The 22,326-nt window shown below is 68.6% G+C and carries 24 protein-coding genes and 1 tRNA gene; 18 read left to right on the top strand and 7 right to left on the bottom strand.

Annotated elements, in window-relative coordinates:
- Window positions 1–102: 102 nt before the first annotated feature.
- On the bottom strand, window positions 103–447 hold the full coding sequence (locus U4012_RS10030) for a cupin domain-containing protein (protein WP_321798182.1): 345 nt from the start codon (window positions 445–447) through the stop codon (window positions 103–105).
- Window positions 448–734: 287 nt separating this feature from the next.
- On the opposite strand from U4012_RS10030, the gene U4012_RS10025 reads away from it, so the two are divergent.
- Window positions 735–809: transfer RNA gene (locus tag U4012_RS10025), tRNA-Gly, on the top strand.
- Between the two features lie 142 nt (window positions 810–951).
- On the top strand, window positions 952–1,719 hold the full coding sequence (gene trmB, locus U4012_RS10020; RefSeq protein WP_059605632.1) for a tRNA (guanosine(46)-N7)-methyltransferase TrmB: 768 nt from the start codon (window positions 952–954) through the stop codon (window positions 1,717–1,719).
- A 118-nt stretch (window positions 1,720–1,837) separates the two neighbouring features.
- Here trmB and U4012_RS10015 read toward each other — a convergent pair whose 3' ends face one another.
- From U4012_RS10015 to U4012_RS10005, 3 genes are all read right to left on the bottom strand, one after another.
- The gene (locus tag U4012_RS10015; protein ID WP_044846253.1) at window positions 1,838–2,668 is read right to left on the bottom strand and encodes an undecaprenyl-diphosphate phosphatase; all 831 of its coding nucleotides are present in this window, start codon (window positions 2,666–2,668) and stop codon (window positions 1,838–1,840) included.
- Between the two features lie 78 nt (window positions 2,669–2,746).
- Window positions 2,747–3,328 (bottom strand): DUF1439 domain-containing protein, encoded by a 582-nt coding sequence (locus tag U4012_RS10010; RefSeq protein ID WP_044846254.1) that lies wholly within the window; start codon window positions 3,326–3,328, stop codon window positions 2,747–2,749.
- A 149-nt stretch (window positions 3,329–3,477) separates the two neighbouring features.
- Window positions 3,478–3,789 (bottom strand): YkgJ family cysteine cluster protein, encoded by a 312-nt coding sequence (locus U4012_RS10005; RefSeq protein ID WP_321798177.1) that lies wholly within the window; start codon window positions 3,787–3,789, stop codon window positions 3,478–3,480.
- 170 nt (window positions 3,790–3,959) lie between these two features.
- Between U4012_RS10005 and hemN the strand changes: the two genes are divergently transcribed.
- The 16 genes from hemN to ureG all read left to right on the top strand — a co-directional run bounded on the left by hemN (window position 3,960) and on the right by ureG (window position 18,764).
- Window positions 3,960–5,351 (top strand): oxygen-independent coproporphyrinogen III oxidase, encoded by a 1,392-nt coding sequence (hemN, locus tag U4012_RS10000; protein ID WP_321798175.1) that lies wholly within the window; start codon window positions 3,960–3,962, stop codon window positions 5,349–5,351.
- Window positions 5,352–5,423: 72 nt separating this feature from the next.
- The gene (locus tag U4012_RS09995; RefSeq protein WP_044846256.1) at window positions 5,424–5,681 is read left to right on the top strand and encodes a hypothetical protein; all 258 of its coding nucleotides are present in this window, start codon (window positions 5,424–5,426) and stop codon (window positions 5,679–5,681) included.
- A gap of 104 nt (window positions 5,682–5,785) precedes the next feature.
- Window positions 5,786–6,442 (top strand): protein-L-isoaspartate O-methyltransferase family protein, encoded by a 657-nt coding sequence (locus U4012_RS09990; protein ID WP_044846257.1) that lies wholly within the window; start codon window positions 5,786–5,788, stop codon window positions 6,440–6,442.
- A gap of 11 nt (window positions 6,443–6,453) precedes the next feature.
- Window positions 6,454–6,777 (top strand): rhodanese-like domain-containing protein, encoded by a 324-nt coding sequence (locus tag U4012_RS09985; RefSeq protein ID WP_321798172.1) that lies wholly within the window; start codon window positions 6,454–6,456, stop codon window positions 6,775–6,777.
- Window positions 6,778–7,326: 549 nt separating this feature from the next.
- Entirely contained in the window at window positions 7,327–8,634 is a 1,308-nt protein-coding gene (urtA, locus tag U4012_RS09980) for an urea ABC transporter substrate-binding protein (RefSeq protein ID WP_124571046.1), read from the top strand.
- Between the two features lie 133 nt (window positions 8,635–8,767).
- The gene (urtB, locus tag U4012_RS09975; protein ID WP_321798169.1) at window positions 8,768–10,387 is read left to right on the top strand and encodes an urea ABC transporter permease subunit UrtB; all 1,620 of its coding nucleotides are present in this window, start codon (window positions 8,768–8,770) and stop codon (window positions 10,385–10,387) included.
- A 1-nt stretch (window position 10,388) separates the two neighbouring features.
- The gene (urtC, locus tag U4012_RS09970; RefSeq protein ID WP_044846260.1) at window positions 10,389–11,576 is read left to right on the top strand and encodes an urea ABC transporter permease subunit UrtC; all 1,188 of its coding nucleotides are present in this window, start codon (window positions 10,389–10,391) and stop codon (window positions 11,574–11,576) included.
- A complete protein-coding gene (urtD, locus tag U4012_RS09965; RefSeq protein WP_124521602.1) occupies window positions 11,573–12,430 on the top strand; it encodes an urea ABC transporter ATP-binding protein UrtD in 858 nt (285 codons plus the stop codon). The genes urtC and urtD overlap by 4 nt, the downstream gene beginning before the upstream one ends.
- Before the next feature lie 4 nt (window positions 12,431–12,434).
- Entirely contained in the window at window positions 12,435–13,127 is a 693-nt protein-coding gene (urtE, locus tag U4012_RS09960; protein ID WP_124521600.1) for an urea ABC transporter ATP-binding subunit UrtE, read from the top strand.
- Window positions 13,128–13,300: 173 nt separating this feature from the next.
- Window positions 13,301–14,176 carry an urease accessory protein UreD gene (locus U4012_RS09955; protein ID WP_321798165.1) on the top strand — a complete coding sequence of 292 codons (876 nt, stop codon included), beginning with the start codon at window positions 13,301–13,303 and terminating at the stop codon, window positions 14,174–14,176.
- Between the two features lie 238 nt (window positions 14,177–14,414).
- Window positions 14,415–14,717 (top strand): urease subunit gamma, encoded by a 303-nt coding sequence (gene ureA, locus U4012_RS09950; protein WP_006406310.1) that lies wholly within the window; start codon window positions 14,415–14,417, stop codon window positions 14,715–14,717.
- A 14-nt stretch (window positions 14,718–14,731) separates the two neighbouring features.
- Window positions 14,732–15,037, top strand: coding sequence for an urease subunit beta (locus U4012_RS09945; RefSeq protein WP_044846264.1), 306 nt, complete (start codon window positions 14,732–14,734; stop codon window positions 15,035–15,037).
- Window positions 15,038–15,065: 28 nt separating this feature from the next.
- Window positions 15,066–16,772, top strand: coding sequence for an urease subunit alpha (gene ureC / locus U4012_RS09940; RefSeq protein ID WP_321798160.1), 1,707 nt, complete (start codon window positions 15,066–15,068; stop codon window positions 16,770–16,772).
- An 18-nt stretch (window positions 16,773–16,790) separates the two neighbouring features.
- Window positions 16,791–17,435: an urease accessory protein UreE gene (gene ureE / locus U4012_RS09935; RefSeq protein ID WP_321798157.1), complete on the top strand. Its 645-nt coding sequence runs from the start codon at window positions 16,791–16,793 to the stop codon at window positions 17,433–17,435.
- The gene (locus U4012_RS09930) at window positions 17,422–18,102 is read left to right on the top strand and encodes an urease accessory protein UreF (RefSeq protein WP_321798155.1); all 681 of its coding nucleotides are present in this window, start codon (window positions 17,422–17,424) and stop codon (window positions 18,100–18,102) included. Before ureE ends, U4012_RS09930 begins: the two co-directional genes overlap by 14 nt.
- A 14-nt stretch (window positions 18,103–18,116) precedes the next feature.
- Window positions 18,117–18,764: an urease accessory protein UreG gene (gene ureG / locus U4012_RS09925; RefSeq protein WP_044846268.1), complete on the top strand. Its 648-nt coding sequence runs from the start codon at window positions 18,117–18,119 to the stop codon at window positions 18,762–18,764.
- A 61-nt stretch (window positions 18,765–18,825) separates the two neighbouring features.
- Here the strand turns inward: ureG and waaA are convergent, their stop codons facing one another.
- From waaA to waaC, 3 genes are read right to left on the bottom strand one after another with little or no spacing between them, the layout of a single operon-like run.
- On the bottom strand, window positions 18,826–20,181 hold the full coding sequence (gene waaA / locus U4012_RS09920; protein ID WP_321798152.1) for a lipid IV(A) 3-deoxy-D-manno-octulosonic acid transferase: 1,356 nt from the start codon (window positions 20,179–20,181) through the stop codon (window positions 18,826–18,828).
- Between the two features lie 37 nt (window positions 20,182–20,218).
- Window positions 20,219–21,103: a Kdo hydroxylase family protein gene (locus U4012_RS09915; protein ID WP_124521586.1), complete on the bottom strand. Its 885-nt coding sequence runs from the start codon at window positions 21,101–21,103 to the stop codon at window positions 20,219–20,221.
- A 52-nt stretch (window positions 21,104–21,155) separates the two neighbouring features.
- On the bottom strand, window positions 21,156–22,184 hold the full coding sequence (waaC, locus tag U4012_RS09910) for a lipopolysaccharide heptosyltransferase I (protein ID WP_321798548.1): 1,029 nt from the start codon (window positions 22,182–22,184) through the stop codon (window positions 21,156–21,158).
- Window positions 22,185–22,326 lie beyond the last annotated feature (142 nt).

Raw genomic sequence — 22,326 nt, 5'->3', positions numbered from 1 at the left:
CGGTCCCCGGCTGAAACCGCTGTTCGTCGGTATCGGCTGAAGGTGCGGCTCAACGCGTCGGTGCGACCGGCGCGTTGGCGCAGCCCGAGCCGATCCACACGCTCACGCGAAGACGAAGTACTTGCGCACCGTCTCCACCACTTCCCACGTTCCTTTCATGCCGGGTTCGATCACGAACACGTCGCCGGCCTTCAGGTGCACAGGCACCTCGCCTTCCGGCGTGATGATGCAGTAGCCGTCGAGGAAGTGGCAGTACTCCCATTTCTCGTAGTTCACCTCGAACTTGCCCGGCGTGCAGATCCAGGTGCCCATGATCTTGCTGCCGTCCTTGGAGACGTAGGCGTTGAGGTTCACGGTGTGCGGATCGCCGCCGATACGCTTCCACTTGGTCGCGTCGAGGACCGGGGTCGGGCAGGTTTTGCGCAGAACGGTGATGAAATCGGACATGTCAGCTCCAGACTAACGATCGGGTAAGAGGTCTGTCACGTTAGTTCGAAAGCTGCACCGCAGCTTGTATGCGTCCGACACCGACTCGTCCATTTTCGACATGGGCCCGCATGCAGGCTCCGGACGGCCTTGCGTTGACGTACCGCCGCAGGCCGATTCTTGACGCTCATTACCGGCGATCGATCGCACCGCCACCGGGCAATGCCGGTTTCAAGGCCGGCGGCCAAAACGCCTCAAAACGCCTCGCTTGCAACATTCGCGCCAAACCCTGTAGAATTACGCGTTCTGCGGGCGTCGTATAATGGCCATTACCTCAGCTTCCCAAGCTGATGACGTGGGTTCGATTCCCATCGCCCGCTCCACCTTCGGCTGCTCGGCAGCCTGCGCAAGAGCCGCCTCGTCGAAGGCGGCTTTTTTGTACCATCTGCCTGTCCATCCGGCAGCACCGCTGCGCGTAACGGGCGTAACGGGCCCGCGCCCGAACCAAGCCTTTCTCTGTCACCGATGATGCACGACGATCCGAACGAAGCCGGCCTGCCGCCGGACGACGCCGCCCTTCCCGACGAAGCCGCCGACGGCGCCGACGAAGTCAATCCGCTGCACCGACGCCGCATCCGCAGCTTCGTGACGCGCGCCGGCCGCGTGTCGACCGGCCAGCGCCGCGCGCTCGACGATCTGGGCCCGCGCTTCGTCGTGCCGTACGCCGCTGAAATCCCTGACTGGGACGCCGTGTTCGGCCGCCGCGCGCCGCGCATCCTGGAAATCGGCTTCGGGATGGGCGCGTCGACCGCGGAAATCGCCGCGCATCGCCCGGGCGACGACTTCCTCGGCGTCGAGGTGCACGAGCCGGGCGTCGGCGCGCTGCTGAAGCTGATCGGCGAGCAGGACCTGCCGAACATCCGCATCATCCAGCACGACGCGGTCGAAGTGCTCGAGCACATGCTCGCGCCGGAAAGCCTCGACGGCGTGCACATCTTCTTCCCGGATCCGTGGCACAAGGCGCGTCACCACAAGCGCCGGCTGATCCAGCCGCCGCTCGTCGCGCACCTCGCATCGCGCCTGAAACCGGGTGCGTACCTGCATTGCGCGACCGACTGGCAGAACTACGCGGAACAGATGCTGGAAGTGCTCGGCGCCGAACCGACGCTCGAAAACACGGCCGCCGACTACGCGCCGCGCCCCGACTACCGCCCCGTCACGAAGTTCGAACGGCGCGGGCTGCGGCTCGGCCACGGCGTGTGGGACCTGGTGTTCCGCAAGCGCGCCGGCTGAACACGACGCGCAGCGGCACGACGCACGCTGCGCGCCGCGCAATGACAAACGGCCCGACCGGCATCTGCTGCCGATCGGGCCGTTTGTCATTGGAAGCGTCCTCGCCCCCGCACCGGCATCACGCCCAGTTCAGCCACCCGCTGTAGCCCACCAGCAGCACGAACAGGCCGAACGCGATCCGGTACCACGCGAACACGGTGAAGTCGTGCGTCGCGACGAAGCGCAGCAGCCAGCGCACGCACACGAACGCGCTGACGAACGCGGCAACCAGCCCGAGCGCGAACAGGCCGAGCGAGTCGACCGTGAATGCCTGCCAGTCCTTGACGGTTTCATAGAGCGTCGCGCCGAAGATGATCGGAATCGCGAGGAAGAACGAGAATTCGGTCGCGACGCGCCGATCGAGGCCGAACAACATCCCGCCGATGATCGTCGAGCCCGAGCGCGACATGCCCGGCACCAGCGCGAAGCATTGCGCGAGGCCGACCTTCAGCGCATCGAGCGGCGTGAGCGCATCGACCGACTGCACGCGCGGCGGCTCGCTGCGTTCGCGCTGCCGCGCCTCGGCCCACAGGATGATCGCGCCGCCGACGACGAGCGCGAATGCGACCGGCACCGGCGAGAACAGCACGGCCTTGATCTTCTTCTCGAACAGCAGGCCGAGCGCGATCGCGGGAATGGTCGCGATCACGACGTTCAGCGTGAAGCGCTGCGCGTCGGGCCGGCTCGGCAGCCCGGACACGATGGACACGATCCGCTGCCGGTATTCCCAGCAGACCGCGAGAATCGCGCCGAACTGGATCACGACGTCGAAGGTCTTCGCGTGCGCATCGTTGAAATTCAGGAAGCTGCCCGCGACGATCAGGTGGCCGGTGCTCGACACCGGGAGGAATTCCGTCAGCCCCTCGACGACGCCGAGGATCAATGCCTTGCAGATCAGGATCCAGTCCATCCGTGGCCCAACTCCGAAGTAGTCGAAAGAAAGGGCCGCGTCACCGCCGCGGCCCGCCCGGCCGCGCGCGGTGCGCCGTCACTTTTCGACGATCGCCACGCGTATGCCGTTTGTAAGAATCGTAATTGTACCGGGTTCGTAGTTCACGCCGGCAAATTGCAGTTGCTCGGGCTTGAACGTATAGATCGGATAATTGGTCAGCACCTGCGTCGCGAGCAGGCCGGCGGCCGCGCCGACCTGTTGCGCGTACATCTGCGCGTTGCCGTCGAGCACGAGGCTGTCGACGGCCGGCGCCTTCAGCACGACCGAGCGGCTCGGCGCGTCGTAGGCCAGCTGGCCCGACACGGTGAACTTGCCGCTCACCGGTTCGCTCAGGAACGGACTCGCGAAATGCGCATCGAGCTGCACGGCGACGCGGTTCTGGTCGGGCAGCAGGTTGACGGCCGGATTCGCCAGCGACACGTCGACGACCTGCGCGACCGTCTTCTGGTACGGAAACTTGCGCGCGACGGCCTTCTGCACGTCGCCGCGCGAGAACGTGTAGTGATCGGGAATGAACGGAAACGTCGACGCACAGGCGGCGAGCGATACCGACACGCCGATGGCGCCGGCGCAAGCGGCGAGGAAGCGGCGCCGGCCTGGCGTGCAAGATGCGGTCATGCTGGACAATCTCCTGTATCGGGCGAAGCGGCAGTCTGGCTATCGGCTCCGCCCCATGTGGCGCTGGGGACCGAAGTTAGTGCTTCGACGCGCGTCGCCGGTTCCATGCGCGCGCCGGCAAACGACAGCGCGACAGCGCGGGCAGCGCGTCAGCGGGCCGCGCCGGGCGACGGCTGCGTCGCGATCTCGAGGCGCGTCAGCCACGCGAGCGCGTCGTCGCGCGACGCAGCGCACATCTCGGCGGACGGCTGCAGCCCGGAACAGCACGCGGGCCGCTCGGGCCGGCCGAAGATCCGGCAGCGCAGGTCGTCGCCGAGCTGCACGCAGCGCACGCCGGCCGGCTTGCCGTCGGGCATCCCCGGAATCGGCGAGGAAATCGACGGCGCGATGCAGCATGCGCCGCACCCCTCGCGGCACGCATGCGGCGGCGGGACCTCGGCGGGCGCCGGACGGACAGGCATTTCGACGGACACTCGGCTCTCTCACGAACAACAAAAAACGGTGCGGCAACCGGACGCAGCGTGCGGCAGCCCACCGCGCATTGTGCCACCGCCGGCTGCGACGTTATTACACAATGCAGCCGGAACGCGCGTTCATATACTCCAGAGCATCCAAAAAGCGCGAGACCATCATGAGTTCCGGTTCTGCCGACACACTGTTCCGTCCCGATTTGCTCGCGAAGTACGGCGCAAACGGGCCGCGCTATACGTCCTACCCCACCGCGCTGCAGTTCCGCGACGAATTCGACCCGGCCGACTACGTGCGCGCCGCGGGCGATCCCGGCGCGTCGGCGAGCGACCTGTCGCTGTACTTTCACATCCCGTTCTGCAACACGGCCTGCTTCTATTGCGGCTGCAACAAGATCGCGACCAACAACCGCCGCCGCGCGCGCCCGTATCTCGAGCAACTGAAGCGCGAACTGGCGCTGCAGGCCGCGCTGTTCGATCCCGCGCGCCCGGTCACGCAGCTTCACTGGGGCGGCGGCACGCCAACCTTCCTGTCCGACGACGAAACGGCCGAGCTGATGGCGGCCACCCGCGAACATTTCGCGCTCGCGCCGGACGCCGACGCCGAGTTCTCGATCGAGATCGACCCGCGCACGGTCACGCCCGCGACGCTCGTCCACCTGCGCAACATCGGCTTCAACCGGTTGAGCCTCGGCGTGCAGGATTTCGATCCGGTCGTGCAGCAGGCGATCAACCGGGTCCAGCCGCTCGCGATGACGGCCGACCTGCTGTCGACCGCGCGCACGACGGGCTTCCAATCGGTCAGCGTCGACCTGATCTACGGGCTGCCGCACCAGACGGTCGCCGTGTTCGCGCGCACGCTCGAGACGATCATCGAGCTCGCGCCGGACCGCCTGTCGGTATTCGGCTACGCGCACATGCCGCACCTGTTCAAGATGCAGCGGCAGATCGACGACGCGACGCTGCCGCCGCCCGCAACGCGCATCGCACTGCTCGGCCTCGCGATCGACATGCTGACGCAGGCCGGTTACGTGTACATCGGGATGGACCACTTCGCGCGGCCTTCCGACGAACTCGTGCGCGCGCAGCGCAACGGCACGCTGCAACGCAATTTCCAGGGCTACAGCACGCGCGCGGATACCGACCTGGTCGGCTTCGGCGTGTCGTCGATCGGCAAGGTCGGCGACGTCTACGCACAGAACGCGAAGGACCTGCCGGCCTATGGCGCCGCGCTCGACGCGGGCCGGCTGCCGATCGCGCGCGGCGTGCGGCTCACGCCCGACGACCGGCTGCGCCGCGACGTGATCACGCAGCTGATGTGCAACCTCGAACTGCCGTTCTCGCATATCGAGGCGGCGCACGGGATCCGCTTCGCCGATCACTTCGCGCGCGAGCTCGACGCGCTGCGCGGGTTCGAGCAGGACGGCCTGCTGACCGTCGCCGGCGACCGCCTGACGATCCATCCGGCTGGCCGGATGGTCGTGCGCAACATCGCGATGGCGTTCGACGCATACCTCGGCCAGACGCCGCGGCAACGCTACTCGCGCACCGTCTGACATCGCACGGCCGCATGCGGGCGGCCGGTTTGATAAAGTAAGGGGCTCCACGCCCCTGCAAGAACCCGCACGATGCGCACCACCAAAGCAACCCACGCGGTCGAACGCCTGAAGACCCGTTCCGGCAACCCGCAGTTCGCCGCCGTCGCGATGGCGGGCGGCCTGTTCTACCTGGTCGACCGCTCCGGCGGCACCGCCGAGAAACGCAGCGAGCCGCTGCCGCTCGACGAATTCGTGAGGTTCGTCGACGAATTCGGCCCCAAAAAGCCGCGCAAGGCTAGCAAGCTCGACCTCGCGTTCGAGGCGCAGATCAAGAAGAGCAAGGCGTAAAGGTCTGTTGCAGGCCGTCTGAAGGCTTCGCCGCCGCCCCGTTTGGTACAATCACGAAGTTTCTCTATCCCCGCTGATGGCCGACCTGGCTGCGTGACCACACCATGAATATCGAAAACGCGCGTTTCAACATGATCGAACAACAGATCCGGCCGTGGGACGTGCTGGATCTGGACGTCCTGGGCCTGCTGTCGATCGTCAAGCGTGAACACTACGTGTCGCCCGAACACCGCGATCTCGCGTTCGCCGACCTCGAGCTGCCGCTGCCCGGCGGCCGCAGCAAGATGCTGTTCCCGCGCGTCGAAGCGCGCGTGCTGCAGGAACTGGCGGTCAAGAAGCACGAGAACGTGCTCGTGATCGGTGCGGGTTCGGGCTACCTGGCCGCGCTGTTCGCGCATCGCGCGCAGCACGTGACCGCCGTCGAGATCGATCCGGCCATCGCGAAGTTCGCGGCCGACAACCTGCGCAACGACGGCGTGACGAACGCGGAAGTCGCGCTCGGCGACGGTTCGCTCGGCTGGCCCGACAAGGCGCCGTACGACGTGATCTGCGTCGCGGGCGGCCTGCCGGTCGTGCCGCAGCAGATGCTCGAACAGCTGAAGATCGGCGGCCGCCTGTCGGCGTTCGTCGGCGGCCGTCCGGTGATGAAGGCGCAGGTCATCACGCGCATCGACGACAAGCAGTACCGTGTCGCCGACGTGTTCGAAACCTACGTCGACCACCTCGTCAACGCGATCGAACCGTCGCGTTTCAAGTTCTGAGCGGCGGCCCCATGCAGATCCTGACGCCCGCGATGCTCGCGGAATGGCTTCGCGATCCGGCGCGCCCCGCGCCGGTCGTGCTCGACGTGCGCGAGCCGTGGGAAATCTCGACCGCGCAGATCGCCGGCAGCGTGTCGATCCCGATGCACCAGATCCCCGCGCGCAGCGAGGAGCTCGACGACGAAGCGGAAATCGTCTGCGTGTGCCATCACGGGATGCGCAGCGCGCAAGTCGCGATGTTCCTCGAATCGCGCGGCTTCACGAAGCTGTACAACCTGCAGGGCGGCATCGACGCGTGGTCGCGTGACGTCGATCCGTCCGTACCGCGTTACTGACCTTCCCGGCGGCGCATCGCGCGCCGCCACGGCGACCGGCGAGTAATAGCCGATCGCTCCAGTCCCGCCGAACGGGCGCGCATCGCGCGCCCGTTTGCGTTTCTGCTGCACCGTTCCATCCTCTTCCGTTTGTTTCCGCACGCCGGCCATCCGCGTCCGCTCGATGACGCGAGGCGGCGAGAACCCGGGCAACGCACCCGTCGAGCGGAGCGCCTCGCCCTTCCCCTGGCACTTCATGACCAAGCCGTGTGCACGCGACGCCGACACGACACGGCCGGATGCGTGCGCATCGATCCCGCGCCGCACCTCCTTCGACGTGCGGCGCACGCGCTCGAACCCGGGCCCCGCCGTGCACCATTTGCGCCCGCGCGAGCGCACCGCAACGGATCGCGCATGCTGCACGACGCGTCATGCGCACCGCGCCGGCGCCCCGCGCCGCCCCGCACAGGCACGCCTGGCGTGCATCGGCGCGACTGGCACATGCCTTGCGTTACTCCGATGCCGGCGCCGCCACGGCGCACGCACATCCAACATGACAAGGGGATCCCGATGAAACGTCGCAGTCTGTTGAAGTTCGGTTCGATGGCCGGTGCACTCGCGCTGGCAGGCAAGAGTCCGTTCGCTCACGCGGCCGATGCGGGCACGGGCCCGATCAAGGTCGGCATCCTGCATTCGCTGTCGGGCACGATGGCGATCTCCGAAACGTCGCTGAAGGACACGGCGCTGATGACGATCGCCGAGATCAACAAGAACGGCGGCGTGATGGGCCGCAAGCTCGAGCCGGTGGTCGTCGATCCCGCATCGAACTGGCCGCTGTTCGCGGAGAAGGCGCGCCAGCTGCTCACGCAGGACAAGGTCGCGTGCGTGTTCGGCTGCTGGACGTCGGTGTCGCGCAAGTCGGTGCTGCCGGTGTTCGAGGAACTGAACGGCCTGCTCTACTACCCGGTGCAATACGAAGGCGAGGAAATGTCGCGCAACGTGTTCTACACGGGCGCCGCGCCGAACCAGCAGGCGATCCCCGCCGTCGAGTACCTGATGAGCGCGGAAGGCGGCGGCGCGAAGCGCTTCTTCCTGCTCGGCACCGACTACGTGTATCCGCGCACGACCAACAAGATCCTGCGCGCGTTCCTGAAATCGAAGGGCGTGAAGGACGCCGACATTCAGGAGGTCTACACGCCGTTCGGCCACAGCGATTACCAGACGATCGTCGCGAACATCAAGAACTTCGCCCAGGGCGGCAAGACGACCGTGGTCTCGACGATCAACGGCGATTCGAACGTGCCGTTCTACAAGGAACTCGGCAACCAGGGGATCAAGGCGACCGACGTGCCGGTGGTCGCGTTCTCGGTCGGCGAGGAAGAGCTGCGCGGGATCGACACGAAGCCGCTCGTCGGCCATCTCGCCGCGTGGAACTACTTCATGTCGGTGAAGAACCCGACCAACACGAAGTTCAAGGACCAGTTCGCCGCGTGGGTGAAGGCGAACAACCTGCCGGGCGGTGCGAAGCGCGTGACGAACGATCCGATGGAGGCAACCTACGTGGGCATCCACATGTGGAAGCAGGCCGTCGAAAAGGCGAAGAGCACCGACGTCGACAAGGTGCGCGTCGCGATGATCGGCCAGACCGTTGCCGGCCCCTCGGGCTTCACGCTCTCGATGGACGGCAACCATCACCTGCACAAGCCGGTGATGATCGGCGAGATCCGCGGCGACGGGCAATTCAACGTCGTGTGGAAGACGAAGACCGCGGTGCGCGCGCAGCCGTGGAGCCCGTTCATCGCGGGCAACCAGGGCAAGCCGGACATCGTCAGCTCGATCCCGGCGTTCCTGCGCCGGCAGCGCGCGGCGCTGGCCTGATGCGATGCGGGGCGCGGCGCACCGGCGTGGCGCTCCGCTTGCAGGCCGGTGCGCGAATGCCGGTACTCACCGTAACGCATCGCACGCGCACCGCCGCACGAACCCGCTTTCCCACGCCCGACAGGATCTCCCGATGCCTACACGCTTTCGCCGCGCCGCCGTCGCGGTCGTCGCCTGTGCCGCGCTGGCGGGCGCACTGCCGCACGCCGCGTTCGCCCTGACGGCCGCCGATACCGCCGCGCTCGCCGGCGACGACTTCGACGCGAAGACGGCCGCGGTCGACCGTCTCGCCGCCGATGCCGACCCGCGCGCCGTCGCGTTGCTCAATGCGCTGTCGAGCGGCGACGCGCTCGCGACCGGCGACGGCCGCCTGCTGATCCAGACCGGCGACACCGCGCACGACGCGCTCACGCAAGCCGCGACGCCGGCCGGCGACGCGCAGCCCGTGATGCTCAACAACCTGCTGCGCACGAAGATCGCCGGCGCGCTGTCGGGCCTCGCACTCGCGTCGCCCGACGTCGCCGCGCGCCGCGACGCGATCGATGCGCTGCTGAAGTCGCCCGACCCGGCGCTCAAGCCGATGATCGATCGCGCGCGCGCGAAGGAAACCGATCCCGCGCTGAAGCGCCGCCTCGACGCACTGTGGGCCATCGCCGCGCTGCACGACGCCGATCCGGCGAAGCGTCTGGAAGCCGTGCAGGTGGTGGCCGCGCGCCGCGACCTCGACATGATCGAGCAGTTGCGCCCGCTCGTCGCGAAGAATGCCGACGGCAGCTACACGGAACCCGACGCGCGCGTGCGCGACGCCGCGCAGCAAGGCCTCGACGCATTGCACGCGCTGCAGCGCCGCGGCGAAATCGCCGGCACCGTGTTCGCGGGCCTGTCGCTCGGCAGCGTGCTGCTGCTCGCGGCGCTCGGCCTCGCGATCACGTACGGGCTGATCGGCGTGATCAACATGGCGCACGGTGAATTCCTGATGATCGGTGCGTACGCAACCTATGTCGTGCAGACGCTGATCCAGCGCTACGCGCCGGCCGCGTTCGACTGGTATCCGCTCGTCGCGGTGCCCGTCTCGTTCGCGGCGGCCGCGCTGGTCGGCGTCGTGCTGGAGCGGCTCGTGCTGCGGCACCTGTACGGCCGCCCGCTCGAGACGCTGCTCGCGACCTTCGGCGTGAGCCTGATCCTGATCCAGGCGACGCGCATGCTGTTCGGCGCGCAGAACGTGCAGGTCGTGAACCCGTCGTGGATGAGCGGCGGCGTCACCGTGATGCAGAACCTGATCCTGCCGTACAACCGGCTCGCGATCCTCGCGTTCGCGCTCGCGGTCGTGTGCGTCGCGTGGGGCGTGCTGACGAAGACGCGGCTCGGCCTGTTCGTGCGTGCGGTCACGCAGAACCGCCGGATGGCCGCGTGCGTCGGCGTGAAGACCGCGCGCGTCGACGCGTATGCGTTCGCGTTCGGCGCGGGCATCGCGGGCCTCGGCGGCTGCGCGCTGTCGCAGATCGGTAACGTGGGCCCCGACCTCGGGCAGAACTACATCATCGATTCGTTCATGGCGGTCGTGCTCGGCGGGGTCGGCCAGATCGCCGGCACCGTGCTCGGCGGCTTCGGGCTCGGTCTCGTCAGCAAGGCGATCGAGCCGTTCTGGGGCGCCGTGCTCGCGAAGATCGCGGTGCTCGTGATGATCGTGCTGTTCATCCAGAAACGTCCGCAGGGCATGTTCGCCCCGAAGGGACGCAGCGCGGAGGCCTGACATGACTTCAATCACCGATTCGTTGTCGAAGCCGATCGCCGACGCGCCGAAGCCCGCTGCCGCCGCACGTGCGGAGGAAAAGTTCGCGCTCGGCCTGCCGCCCCGCCCCGCGCTGCTGTCGCGCCGCGCATGGCTCGCGCTCGTCGCGCTGTGCGTCGCGATCGGCATCGGCGTGCCGCTCGCCGCGCTGGTCGCGCCCGAGTCGAGCGCGTTCCATCTGTCCGCGTATGCGATGACGCTCGCCGGCAAGCTGATGTGCTACGCGATCGCCGCGCTCGCGCTCGATCTCGTGTGGGGCTACTGCGGCATTCTCAGCCTCGGCCACGGCCTCTTCTTCGCGCTCGGCGGTTATGCGATCGGCATGTACCTGATGCGCGAGATCGGCCGCGACGGCAAGTACGGCAGCGACCTGCCCGACTTCATGGTGTTTCTCGACTGGCATCAGCTGCCGTGGTACTGGAGCGGCACGCAGCATCTCGCGTGGGCGCTCGCGCTGGTCGTGCTCGTGCCGGCCGTGCTCGCGTGGGTGTTCGGCTTCTTCACGTTCCGCTCGCGCGTGAAGGGCGTGTACCTGTCGATCATCACGCAGGCGCTGACGTTCGCGGCGATGCTGCTGTTCTTTCGCAATGAGACGGGCTTCGGCGGCAACAACGGCTTCACCGACTTCAAGCGCATCGCCGGGTTTCCGATCACGTCGCCCGGCACACGCACGGTGCTGTTGCTGCTGACCTTCGCGACGCTCGTGCTCGCGTTCATCGTTGCGCGCGCAATCGTCACCAGCAAGCTCGGGCGGGTGGTCACCGCGGTGCGCGACGGCGAGACGCGGCTGATGTTCCTCGGCTACAGCCCGCTAGCGTACAAGCTGTTCGTGTGGACGCTGTCGGCCGTGCTGTGCGGGATCGCGGGCGCGTTGTACGTGCCGCAGGTCGGCATCATCAACCCCGGCGAGATGTCGCCCGGCAACTCGATCGAAATGGCGATCTGGGTCGCGGTGGGCGGGCGCGGTACGCTGATCGGGCCGATCGTCGGCGCGTTCGCGGTGAACGGCGCGAAGAGCCTCTTTACCGCGTACTTCGCCGAATACTGGCTGTTCTTTCTCGGCCTGATCTTCGTGCTCGTGCCGCTTCTGCTGCCGCGCGGCATCATGGGCCTCGTCGACACGCTGCTCGCAAAGGGGAAACGCGGATGAACGGCACCGCCCTCTACCAGTTCACGCCACCGCCCGAGGACGAGCTGCTGGCCGTCAGCGGCAGCGCATCGATGGGCCGCGTGGCGCCGCCCGGCATCGACACGTCGCACGGCACGATCCTCTACCTCGAGGACATCGAGGTGAGCTTCGACGGCTTTCGCGCGCTGAACAAGCTGTCGCTCGCGATCGACGCGGGCGAGCTGCGCTGCGTGATCGGCCCGAACGGCGCGGGCAAGACGACGATGATGGACGTGATCACCGGCAAGACGCGGCCCGATGCGGGCAAGGTGTTTCTCGGCCAGACCATCGACCTCGCGCGAATGAACGAACCCGGGATCGCGCGCGCGGGGATCGGCCGCAAGTTCCAGAAGCCGACCGTGTTCGAACAGCATCCGGTGTGGGAAAACCTCGAACTGGCGATGCAGACCGACAAGGGCTGGCTCGCGTCGCTGCGCGCGCGGCTCGACCGCGCGGCGCAGGCGAAGATCGAGGAGACGCTCGCGCTGATCGGCCTCGAAAGCGACGCGTATCGCGCGGCCGGCGAGTTGTCGCACGGGCAGAAGCAGCGGCTCGAGATCGGCATGCTGCTGATGCAGCGCCCCGCCCTGCTGCTGCTCGACGAGCCGGCGGCCGGGATGACCGACCATGAGACGATGGAACTCGCGAAACTGCTGAACACGCTGCGCGGCACCTGCTCGATGATGGTCGTCGAGCACGACATGGAGTTCGTCGCGGCGCTCGCGGGCGACACGGGCCGCGTGACGGTGATGGCCGAAGGCGCGGTGCTCGCGCAAGGCACGCTCGACCAGGTCAAGCGCGACGACGCGGTGATCGAGTCTTACCTCGGACGGTGACGCAATGCTGAAGATCGATGCACTGAACCAGTACTACGGCGGCAGCCACATCCTGCGCAACGTGACGCTGGCCGCCGACGACGGCAAGCTCACCGTGCTGCTCGGCCGCAACGGCGTCGGCAAGAGCACGCTGCTGCGCTGCCTGATGGGCGTCGTCGCCGCGAAGAGCGGCAGCGTGTCGTGGCGCGGCACCGCGCTCGGCGCACTGCCGCCGTATGCGCGCGTCGCGGCCGGGCTCGCGTACGTGCCGCAGGGCCGCGACATCTTTCCGCGGCTCACCGTCGAGGAGAACCTGCTCGTCGGCGCGGCAAGCCGCAAGGCGCCATCGAAAGTGCCCGACCGCATCTACGACCTGTTCCCGGTGCTGAAGGACATGCGCGCCCGGCGCGGCGGCGACCTGTCGGGCGGCCAGCAGCAGCAGCTCGCGATCGGCCGCGCGCTGATGAGCGAGCCGCAGTTGCTGATCCTCGATGAGCCGACCGAGGGCATCCAGCCGTCGATCATCCAGGACATCGGCCGCACGCTGCGCCAGCTCGTCGACGAATCGAAGATGACCGTGCTGCTCGTCGAACAGTATTACGACTTCGCGCGCTCGATCGCGGACCATTACTGGGTGATGAGCCGCGGCGAGGTCATCGCCGGCGGCGATGCGCGGGACATGGAAACGAACGGCGTGCGCGAGCTGATCGCGGTGTAGCGCGCCACGCAGCGCATGATTGCGCCTACGCGTGGCGCCGACGGTCGACGCATGTCACGCGATAGCCGGCGCCGTCGCCGCTCCCCTTCGCCACGTTCGGCAACCCGAACACCCAAGCGTATAGTGTTGCGGTAGCATCCTCGATCACCGCGCCCGTTCCCTGCTTCCCGCCGATGTCCGCCCTCGATTCCCACGCCCCGCTGTCCCGCCCCGCCGTCGCCAAGTCGTGGCGCGGCCGTCTCGAACTCGGCTTCGAACGGCACGGCGCGCGCACGACGCTCGTCCATCGGCTGCACGACGGCCCGCTGCGCGTGCAGCGGCCGCTGTATCCGGAAAGCGACGCGATCTGCCACGCGGTCATCGTCCACCCGCCGGGCGGTGTCGCGGGCGGCGACCGGCTCGACATCGACATCGCGCTCGGCGACGGCACGCACGCGGTGCTGACGACGCCCGGCGCGACCAAGTGGTACAAGTCGAACGGCCTCGACGCGACGCAACGCATCGGCATCACGGTCGGCGCGCACGCGAAGCTCGACTGGCTGCCGCAGAACAACCTGTTCTTCGACGCAGCCCACGCCGCGCTGGACTTCACGGTGACGCTCGGCGCGGGCGCGAGCGCGATCGGCTGGGACGCGACGCAGCTCGGCCGGCAGGCGGCCGGCGAAACGTGGTCGGCGGGCCGCATCGTGTCGGGTTCGGCACTCGTCGACGCCGACGGCCGGCCGCTGTGGACCGAGCGCGCGCTGCTCGACGCGCACGATCCGCTGCGCGGCGCGCTGCAGGGCCTCGCCGGCTTTCCTGTGTACGGCACGCTATGGGCGGCCGGCGCCGCGTGCGATGCCGCGCTCGCCGAAACGCTTGCCGCGCGGATGCCGTTCGACGACACGCTGCGCGCGGGCGCGACCTGCGTGACGCCGGGCGTCGTGCTGGTGCGCGCGGTGTCGCTGTCGATGGAAGCGCTGCAGCGTCACTTCGCCGACTGCTGGCTCCGCCTGCGCCCGCTCGTGCACGGCGTCGACGCGCGACCGCTGCGCCTCTGGCAGACCTGAGCGCGCGGCCCGGCACGCGCACCGTTTCGGCGCAGCAGCGCCGCCCGCACTGCCCACGATCCATGCATCGCGCACCACGATCGCGCATCGCCGCGCGCCGCACCGACATGGCACGCACCTTGCTGCTTACATATCGGATACACGACGCAGAAAGAACGGCGCGGTGCTACGATGAACCGCGCCCCTGCCGGCATCCCGCGCACCGATAAAAATTACGTTTTCCTGAACGACTGCCTTCATGAAACTGACTCCCCGAGAAAAGGACAAGCTGCTGATCTTCACGGCAGCGCTGCTGGCCGAGCGCCGCCGCGCGCGCGGGCTGAAGCTCAACTATCCGGAAGCGGTCGCGTTCATCACCGCCGCGCTGATGGAAGCCGCGCGCGACGGCAAGACCGTCGCCGAGGTGATGCACTACGGCACGACGCTGCTCACGCGCGACGACGTGATGGACGGCGTGCCGGAGATGATCCCCGACATCCAGGTCGAGGCGACCTTCCCGGACGGCACCAAGCTCGTGACCGTCCACCACCCGATTCCGTGACCGAGGTAGCACGCATGATCCCCGGCGAAATCCTCACCGACGACGGCGAGCACGAACTGAACGCGGGCCGCGCGACGATCTCGCTCGTCGTCGCGAACACCGGCGACCGCCCGGTGCAGGTCGGCTCGCACTACCACTTCTTCGAAGTCAACGACGCGCTGTCGTTCGATCGCGCGGCCGCGCGCGGCTTCCGGCTCAACATCGCGGCCGGCACGGCCGTGCGCTTCGAGCCGGGCCAGACGCGCACCGTCGAGCTCGTCGAGCTGGCCGGCGAACGCGCCGTCTATGGTTTTCAGGGCAAGGTGATGGGGCCGCTGTAAGCGGCGCCCCGCTCTTCAGGAACAGCACATGACACTACGCTTGAGCCGCCGCGCGTACGCGGAAATGTTCGGGCCGACGACGGGCGACCGCGTGCGGCTCGCCGATACCGAACTGCTGATCGAGATCGAACGCGACTTCACGACCTACGGCGAGGAGGTGAAATTCGGCGGCGGGAAGGTGATTCGCGACGGGATGGGCCAGTCGCAGCGCGTGGCCGCCGACGTGCCCGACACGATCATTACGAACGCGGTGATCCTCGATCACTGGGGCATCGTGAAGGCCGACATCGCGATCAAGCACGGCCGCATCGCCGCGATCGGCAAGGCCGGCAATCCCGACATCCAGCCCGGCGTGACGATCGCGATCGGCGCGGCGACCGAAGTGATCGCCGGCGAAGGGCTGATCGTGACGGCCGGCGGCATCGACACGCACATCCACTTCATCAGCCCGCAGCAGATCGACGAAGCGCTCGCATCGGGCGTCACGACGATGCTCGGCGGCGGCACGGGGCCGGCGACCGGCACCAACGCGACGACCTGCACGCCGGGCCCGTGGCACATGGAGCGCATGCTGCAGGCGGCCGACGGCTGGCCGATCAACCTCGGCTTCCTCGGCAAGGGCAACGCGAGCCTGCCGCAGCCGCTCGTCGAGCAGATCGCGGCCGGCGCGATCGGCCTGAAGCTGCATGAAGACTGGGGCACGACGCCCGCCGCGATCGACAACTGCCTGTCGGTCGCCGACGATACCGACACGCAGGTCGCGATCCACACCGATACGCTGAACGAAGGCGGCTTCGTCGAATCGACCGTCGCCGCGTTCAAGGGCCGCACGATCCACACGTACCACACCGAAGGCGCGGGCGGCGGCCATGCGCCCGACATCCTGAAGGTGTGCGGCGAGGCGAACGTGCTGCCGTCGTCGACCAACCCGACGCGCCCGTACACGATCAACACGCTCGACGAGCATCTCGACATGCTGATGGTGTGTCACCACCTCGATCCGTCGATCGCCGAGGATCTCGCGTTCGCCGAATCGCGGATCCGCCGCGAGACGATCGCGGCCGAAGATATCCTGCACGATCTCGGCGCGCTGTCGATGCTGTCGTCCGACTCGCAGGCGATGGGCCGCGTCGGCGAAGTGATCATCCGCACCTGGCAGACCGCGCACAAGATGAAGGTGCAGCGCGGCGCGCTGCCCGAGGACAGCGCGCGCAACGACAACTTCCGCGCGAAACGCTACGTCGCGAAGTACACGATCAACCCGGCGATCACGCACGGCATCGCGCACGAAGTCGGTTCGATCGAACCCGGCAAGTGGGCCGACCTCGTGTTGTGGGAGCCCGCATTCTTCGGGATCAAGCCGTCGATGATCCTGAAGGGCGGGATGATCGCGATGGCGCAGATGGGCGACCCGAACGCGTCGATCCCGACGCCGCAGCCGGTCCACTACCGCGAGATGTTCGCCACGCGCGGCGGTGCGCTCGCGCGCACGTCGCTGACCTTCGTGTCGCAAATGGCGGCCGACGCAGGCATCGCCGAACGCTACGGGCTCGCGAAGCGCGTCGTGCCCGTGCGCAACTGCCGCAACGTGACGAAGGCCGACATGATCCACAACGCATGGCGCCCGTCGATCAGCGTCGATCCCGAAACCTACGACGTGATCGCCGACGGCCAGCTGCTCACCTGCGAGCCGGCGACGGTGCTGCCGATGGCGCAGCGCTATTTCCTGTTCTGATTTCCGGGTTTCCGTTCCATGCGCACCCTCGACAAACGCATTGCCCCGAACGTGAAGCTCGCCGCGTCGCTCGTCGCGCGCGCGCCGACGCTCACGCTCGCCTATGACGCCCGCTGCAAGAGCCGCCTCGCGGCCACGCTCGACACCGGCGAGGACGTCGCGGTCCTGCTGCCGCGCGGCACCGTGCTGCGCGACGGCGACGTGCTCGTCGCCGACGACGGCGCGCTCGTGCGCGTCGCCGCTGCCTCCGAGACCGTGCTGCTGGTGCGCGCGGCCGACCCGCTCACGCTGATGCGCGCCGCGTATCACCTCGGCAACCGTCACACGCCGGTCGAGATCGGCGACGGGTATCTGAAGCTCGAGGCCGATCCGGTGCTCGCTGACATGCTGCGCCGGCTCGGCACGCAGGTCGAGGAAACGAGCGCACCGTTCCAGCCGGAAGCCGGCGCATATGGTGGCGGCCACAAGCACGGGCACGATGCGACGTTCGCCGAGGACTACGCGCTCGCGCAGCAGGTCTTCGGCGAACACCACGGCCACTCGCACTCGCACTCGCACTCGCACTCGCACGATCACGATCACGATCACGATCACGATCACGATCACGATCATCAGCATGGTCCCGGCTGCTCGCACGGCCACCACGGTCATGACCACCACTGAGCTCGTCGCGCTGCTGCATCTCGCGTCGCCCGCATTGCCGATCGGCGCGTTCAGCTATTCGCAGGGACTCGAAGCCGCGCTCGACGCGAACCTGATCCGCGACGCCGACACCGCGCGCGACTGGATCGCGAGCGGGCTGACCGACGTGCTCGCACACGGCGAGCTGCCATTCCTCGCGCACCAGCTCGCGCGCTGGCACGCGCACGACGCCGACACGCTGGCGCGCGAGAACGCATGGTTCGTCGCGAGCCGCGAATCGGCCGAACTGCGTCGCGAGACCGAACAGATGGGCTGGTCGCTCGCGCAACTGTGCGCGTCGCTCGAATGGGGCGATGCCGCACGCCGCGCGACGCTCGCATCGCTCACGCCGGTCGCGCTGCCGACCGCATTCGCATACGCGGCCGCCGCACACGGTGCCGGCGCCGACGCCACGCTCGCCGCGTACGCATTCGGCTGGGTCGAGAACCAGACGTCGGCCGCGCTGAAAGCGGTGCCGCTCGGCCAGCTCGCCGGCCAGCGCATCATCGTCGCGCTGCGCGGCGCGATCGACGCGGCCGTGCGCCGCGCGCTCGCGACGCCGCCCGACGCCATCAACACGTTCGCGCCGCAGCTCGGCATCCTGTCCGCGCGGCACGAAACCCAGTATTCGCGGTTGTTCCGCTCCTGAACCCGATCCACGCCATGAACGCACCCGCAACCTCCTCCGCCCGCCGCACCAAGAAACTGCCGCCGCTGCGCGTCGGCATCGGCGGCCCGGTCGGCTCCGGCAAGACCACGCTGCTCGAAATGCTGTGCAAGGCGATGCGCGAGCGCTACGACCTCGTCGCGATCACGAACGACATCTATACGAAGGAAGACCAGCGCCTGCTGACGGTCGCGGGCGCGCTGCCCGAGGAACGCATCATGGGCGTCGAGACGGGCGGCTGCCCGCACACGGCGATCCGCGAGGATGCGTCGATCAACCTCGAGGCCGTCGACCGCATGCTGTCGCGCTTCCCCGACGCCGACATCGTGTTCATCGAATCGGGCGGCGACAATCTCGCGGCGACCTTCAGCCCCGAGCTGTCGGACCTGACGATCTACGTGATCGACGTGGCCGGCGGCGAGAAGATTCCGCGCAAGGGCGGGCCCGGCATCACGAAGTCCGACCTGCTCGTGATCAACAAGACGGATCTCGCGCCGCTCGTCGGCGCGAACCTCGACGTGATGGCGTCCGACACGAAGAAGATGCGCGGCGAGCGGCCTTACGTGATGACGAACCTGAAAGCGCTCGAGGGCGTCGCCGATGTCGTCGCGTTCATCGAAAGGAAAGGATTGCTGACGGTGTGAGCGACGCGGCGGCGACATGCCGCCGCCACGTCGGCCCGGGGGACGGCCTTGCGCCGCCCGCTCAGTCGTCGGATGCGTCGGCCGCGCCGTGCATCGCACGCCCGCCGCGCTCGACGGGCGGCAGCAGCGCCGCGAGCACGTCCACCGAGCGCGCCGTCGCGCCGCGATGGCGCGACGCGAACGCGGCGCCGGCCGCGCCCATCGCGACGCGCCGCGCGTGGTCGGCGAACAGCGCATCGAGCACGTGCGCGAGATCGAGCGGATCCGCGACCTGCATCGCCGCGCCGGCCGCGACCGCATCGGCGGTCGCCTGCGTGAAGTTGAACACGTGCGGGCCGATCAGCACCGGCACGCCGACCGCACACGCCTCGATCAGGTTCTGCCCGCCGAGCGGCAGCAGGCTGCCGCCGATGAACGCGACGTCGGCGGCCGCATAGTACGCGCCGAGTTCCCCCATCGAATCGCCGAGCAGCACCGTCACGTCGGCCGGCAACGGTTCGGCGGCCGGCCGGCCGGCCGCGAGCGCCGCGGCGTCGGCGCCCCACACCGAACGCCGCACGCACTTGAACCCATTGCGCACGACCAGCGCTTCGACTTCGGCGAAGCGCTGCGGATGACGCGGCACCAGAATCAGCAGCGCACCGGCCGTCTTCATCGCGGCGAACGCCTGCAGCACCAGCGCCTCCTCGTTCTCGCGCGTGCTGGCCGCGACCCACACCGGCCGCGTGCCGATCGCGTCGCGCCATGCATGGCCGCGCGCCGCCAGCTCCGGCGGTGTCGTCATGTCGAACTTCAGGTTGCCGAGCACCGCCACGTTGCGTGCACCGAGCGACGTCAGCCGCTCCGCATCGGCCGGGCTCTGCGCGAGCACGCGCGAGAATCCGCCGAACACGTCGCGCGTCGCCGCGCCGAACTTCGCCGCGCGCCGATGCGAGCGCGCGGACATCCGCGCGTTGGTCAGCACGAGCGGCACGTCCGCGCGGCGGCACTCGTCGATCAGCGTCGGCCACACCTCGGTTTCCATCACGAGGCCGAGCGTCGGCCGCCAGGCGCGCAGGAAGCGCCGCACCGCACCCGGCATGTCGTACGGCAGGTAGCAGCGCAGCACGCGCTCGCCGAAGATCTGCTCGCCGGTCGCGCGGCCGCTCGGCGTCATGTGCGTGAGCAGGATGCGCGCGTCGGGGCGCGCGCGCATCAGCGCGTCGATCAGCGGCTGCGCGGCGCGCGTCTCGCCGACCGACACCGCATGCACCCAGATCAGCGGCGCGCGATCGTCCGGCGAACGGCCGGCGACGTGGCCGAAGCGCTCGCCGATGTGCTCGCGATAGCCACGCTCCTTGCGCGAGCGCACGAGGAGCCGGATCACCGCGATCGGCGCGACGAGCCACCACAGCGCGCGATAGATCGCCCTCAGCATGCAGCAGCCCTCGTATTGCGTCGGTGAAAAGGCGCGCTCAAACCAGCGCCCTGCCCTGCAGGCGCTCGAGAATCCCGAGCGGCGCGCATTCGCGACGCACCATCGCGTCGACCGGCAGGAAGAAGGTCTGCTCGAGCATGAACTGGCCGGACATCACAGCGTGCGAAGTCTGATCCGAGAAACATATCCACACGCTGCCCGGCGGAAACGGCATCGTCTGCTGTGGACAAGTCTTCTGGTAGTCGAGATCGGCCTTCATCCCGTCGTGCAGGTTCAGCATCAGGTGGTCGTACGCGCTGCGCGGCGACTTCGTCACGTGCAGCAGGTTCAACAGCCACGCCGAGCCCGGCAACTGCGGCCGGATCTTCGGCAGGAAGCGCTTCGCGACGTCCTCGAACGGCTCGCCGACACGCCACACGCGCGGCACGCCGGCCGGGTTCACGTTCGTGAACACGCGCAGGATCCGCTCGCCGTAGTTCGGCCGCGACGGGAACGCGTCGACGTGCAGCCGGCTGTCGTCCTTGCGCCAGGATGTCTGGCGCGTCTCGACCTGCATCAGCCGCAGGCTCGTCGGCGCGACGCGCAGCTTGCCGCGGTATTCGGGAAACAGGCCGTCGACGAGCGTGCCGGCCTGCTGCTGGAAGCGCGCGACCAGCGCGCGCACGGCCGATTGCGTGACGCTGTCGCCGAGCACGCCGACGAGCGCGCCGCCGTTCGGCGCGAGGCTGATGTTCTTGCGTTTCGGGTCGGCGAGCGCCGGATCGAGCAACGCTTCCTCGCCGCCTTCGATCGCGAAGCGCAGGTGCGGGAAATACAGCACCTTGCCTTCCTCGACCGCCGCGAGCAGCTGCTCGCGCGGCGTCGACAGGTTGTGTCCGCTCCAGTCGGCGGACGGGACTTCGATGATCTGGGATTCGCTCATGATCGGTTCGCGTGCGTGACAGGCAAGGCAGGCTGGGCAGGCATGACGGGCATCACAGCAGGCCGAAGCCCGCGAGTGCCGCCTTCACCTGCGCGATCGACGGCGGCTGCCCCGCCGTGCCGAGATTGACGACGTTCGGCGACCAGTATCCGCCGGTGCGCCAGGCCGTCGCGAAATTGTACAGTTCGACCGTCGGACGCTTCAGCGCGGCCGCGATGTGAACCAGACCTGTGTCAACCCCGACGGTGGCGGCCGCGCCGTCGATCAGGCCGACCACGGCCGGCAGCGACAGCTTCGGCGGCACGATCGCCGCCGCGCCGAATTCCTTCGCGAGCCGCTCGCTGGTCGCGCGCTCCGCGTCGTTGCCCCACGGCAGCACGAGCGATGCGCCGCGCCGCACGAGCGCCTGGCCGAGCTCGATCCACGCGGCATCCGGCCACTGCTTGTCGGCACGGGACGTCGCGTGGACGAACACCACGTACGGCACCGGCAGGTTCAGGCCGAGCGCGGCCACCGCGAGCGCCGCCGCGCGCGTATCGAGGCCGAAGTCGATCGGATCGGCCGGCGTCGGCGCCGGGTCGCCCAGCGCGGCCGCGACCAGCTGGCGCGAACGCTCGACCACGTGCGTGCGCGGCGCGATCGGCACGCGCTTGCGATAGAAGAAGCGCACCGGCCATTCGTAGCCGGCGCCGTCGGTGCGATTGCCGAGGCCGGCGAGCGGGCCGCGCGCCCAGCTCGCGACCCAGGCCGTCTTGATGAGCCCCTGGCAGTCGATCACGAGGTCGTACTGCTCGGCCGCGAGGCGCTTGCGGAACGCGCGGATCTCGCGCCACGTCGCGCCCGAGAACGGCTTCTTGCGCCAGCGGCGCAACGAGAACGGCAGCACGTCGCGCACGCCGTCGACGAGCCGCACGAGGTCGACGAAGCTCTCCTCGACGAGCCAGTCGATCTGCGCGTCGGGATGGCGACGCCGGATATCGGCGATCACCGGCATGTTGTGCACGACGTCGCCCAGCGACGACACGCGCACGATCAGGATCTTTTGCACGCTGAAAAAACGCCGGCGGACAGCCGGCGACAGGCATAAAGACGCGATTTTATCGCGCCCGGGGAGGCACACAGGCAAAAAGCGGCCGCACGCCGTCAGCGTGCGCCGCTTTTCGGGGATGGCGCGACGATCCTTCTACCGTCGTCGCACCGGCGGCGGCCCGCAGGCCGCCGGG

The organism is Burkholderia sp. BCC1988 (genome assembly GCF_905339895.1).
Classification (GTDB): Bacteria; Pseudomonadota; Gammaproteobacteria; order Burkholderiales; family Burkholderiaceae; genus Burkholderia.
This window is presented reverse-complemented; position numbering and strand designations above follow the sequence as displayed.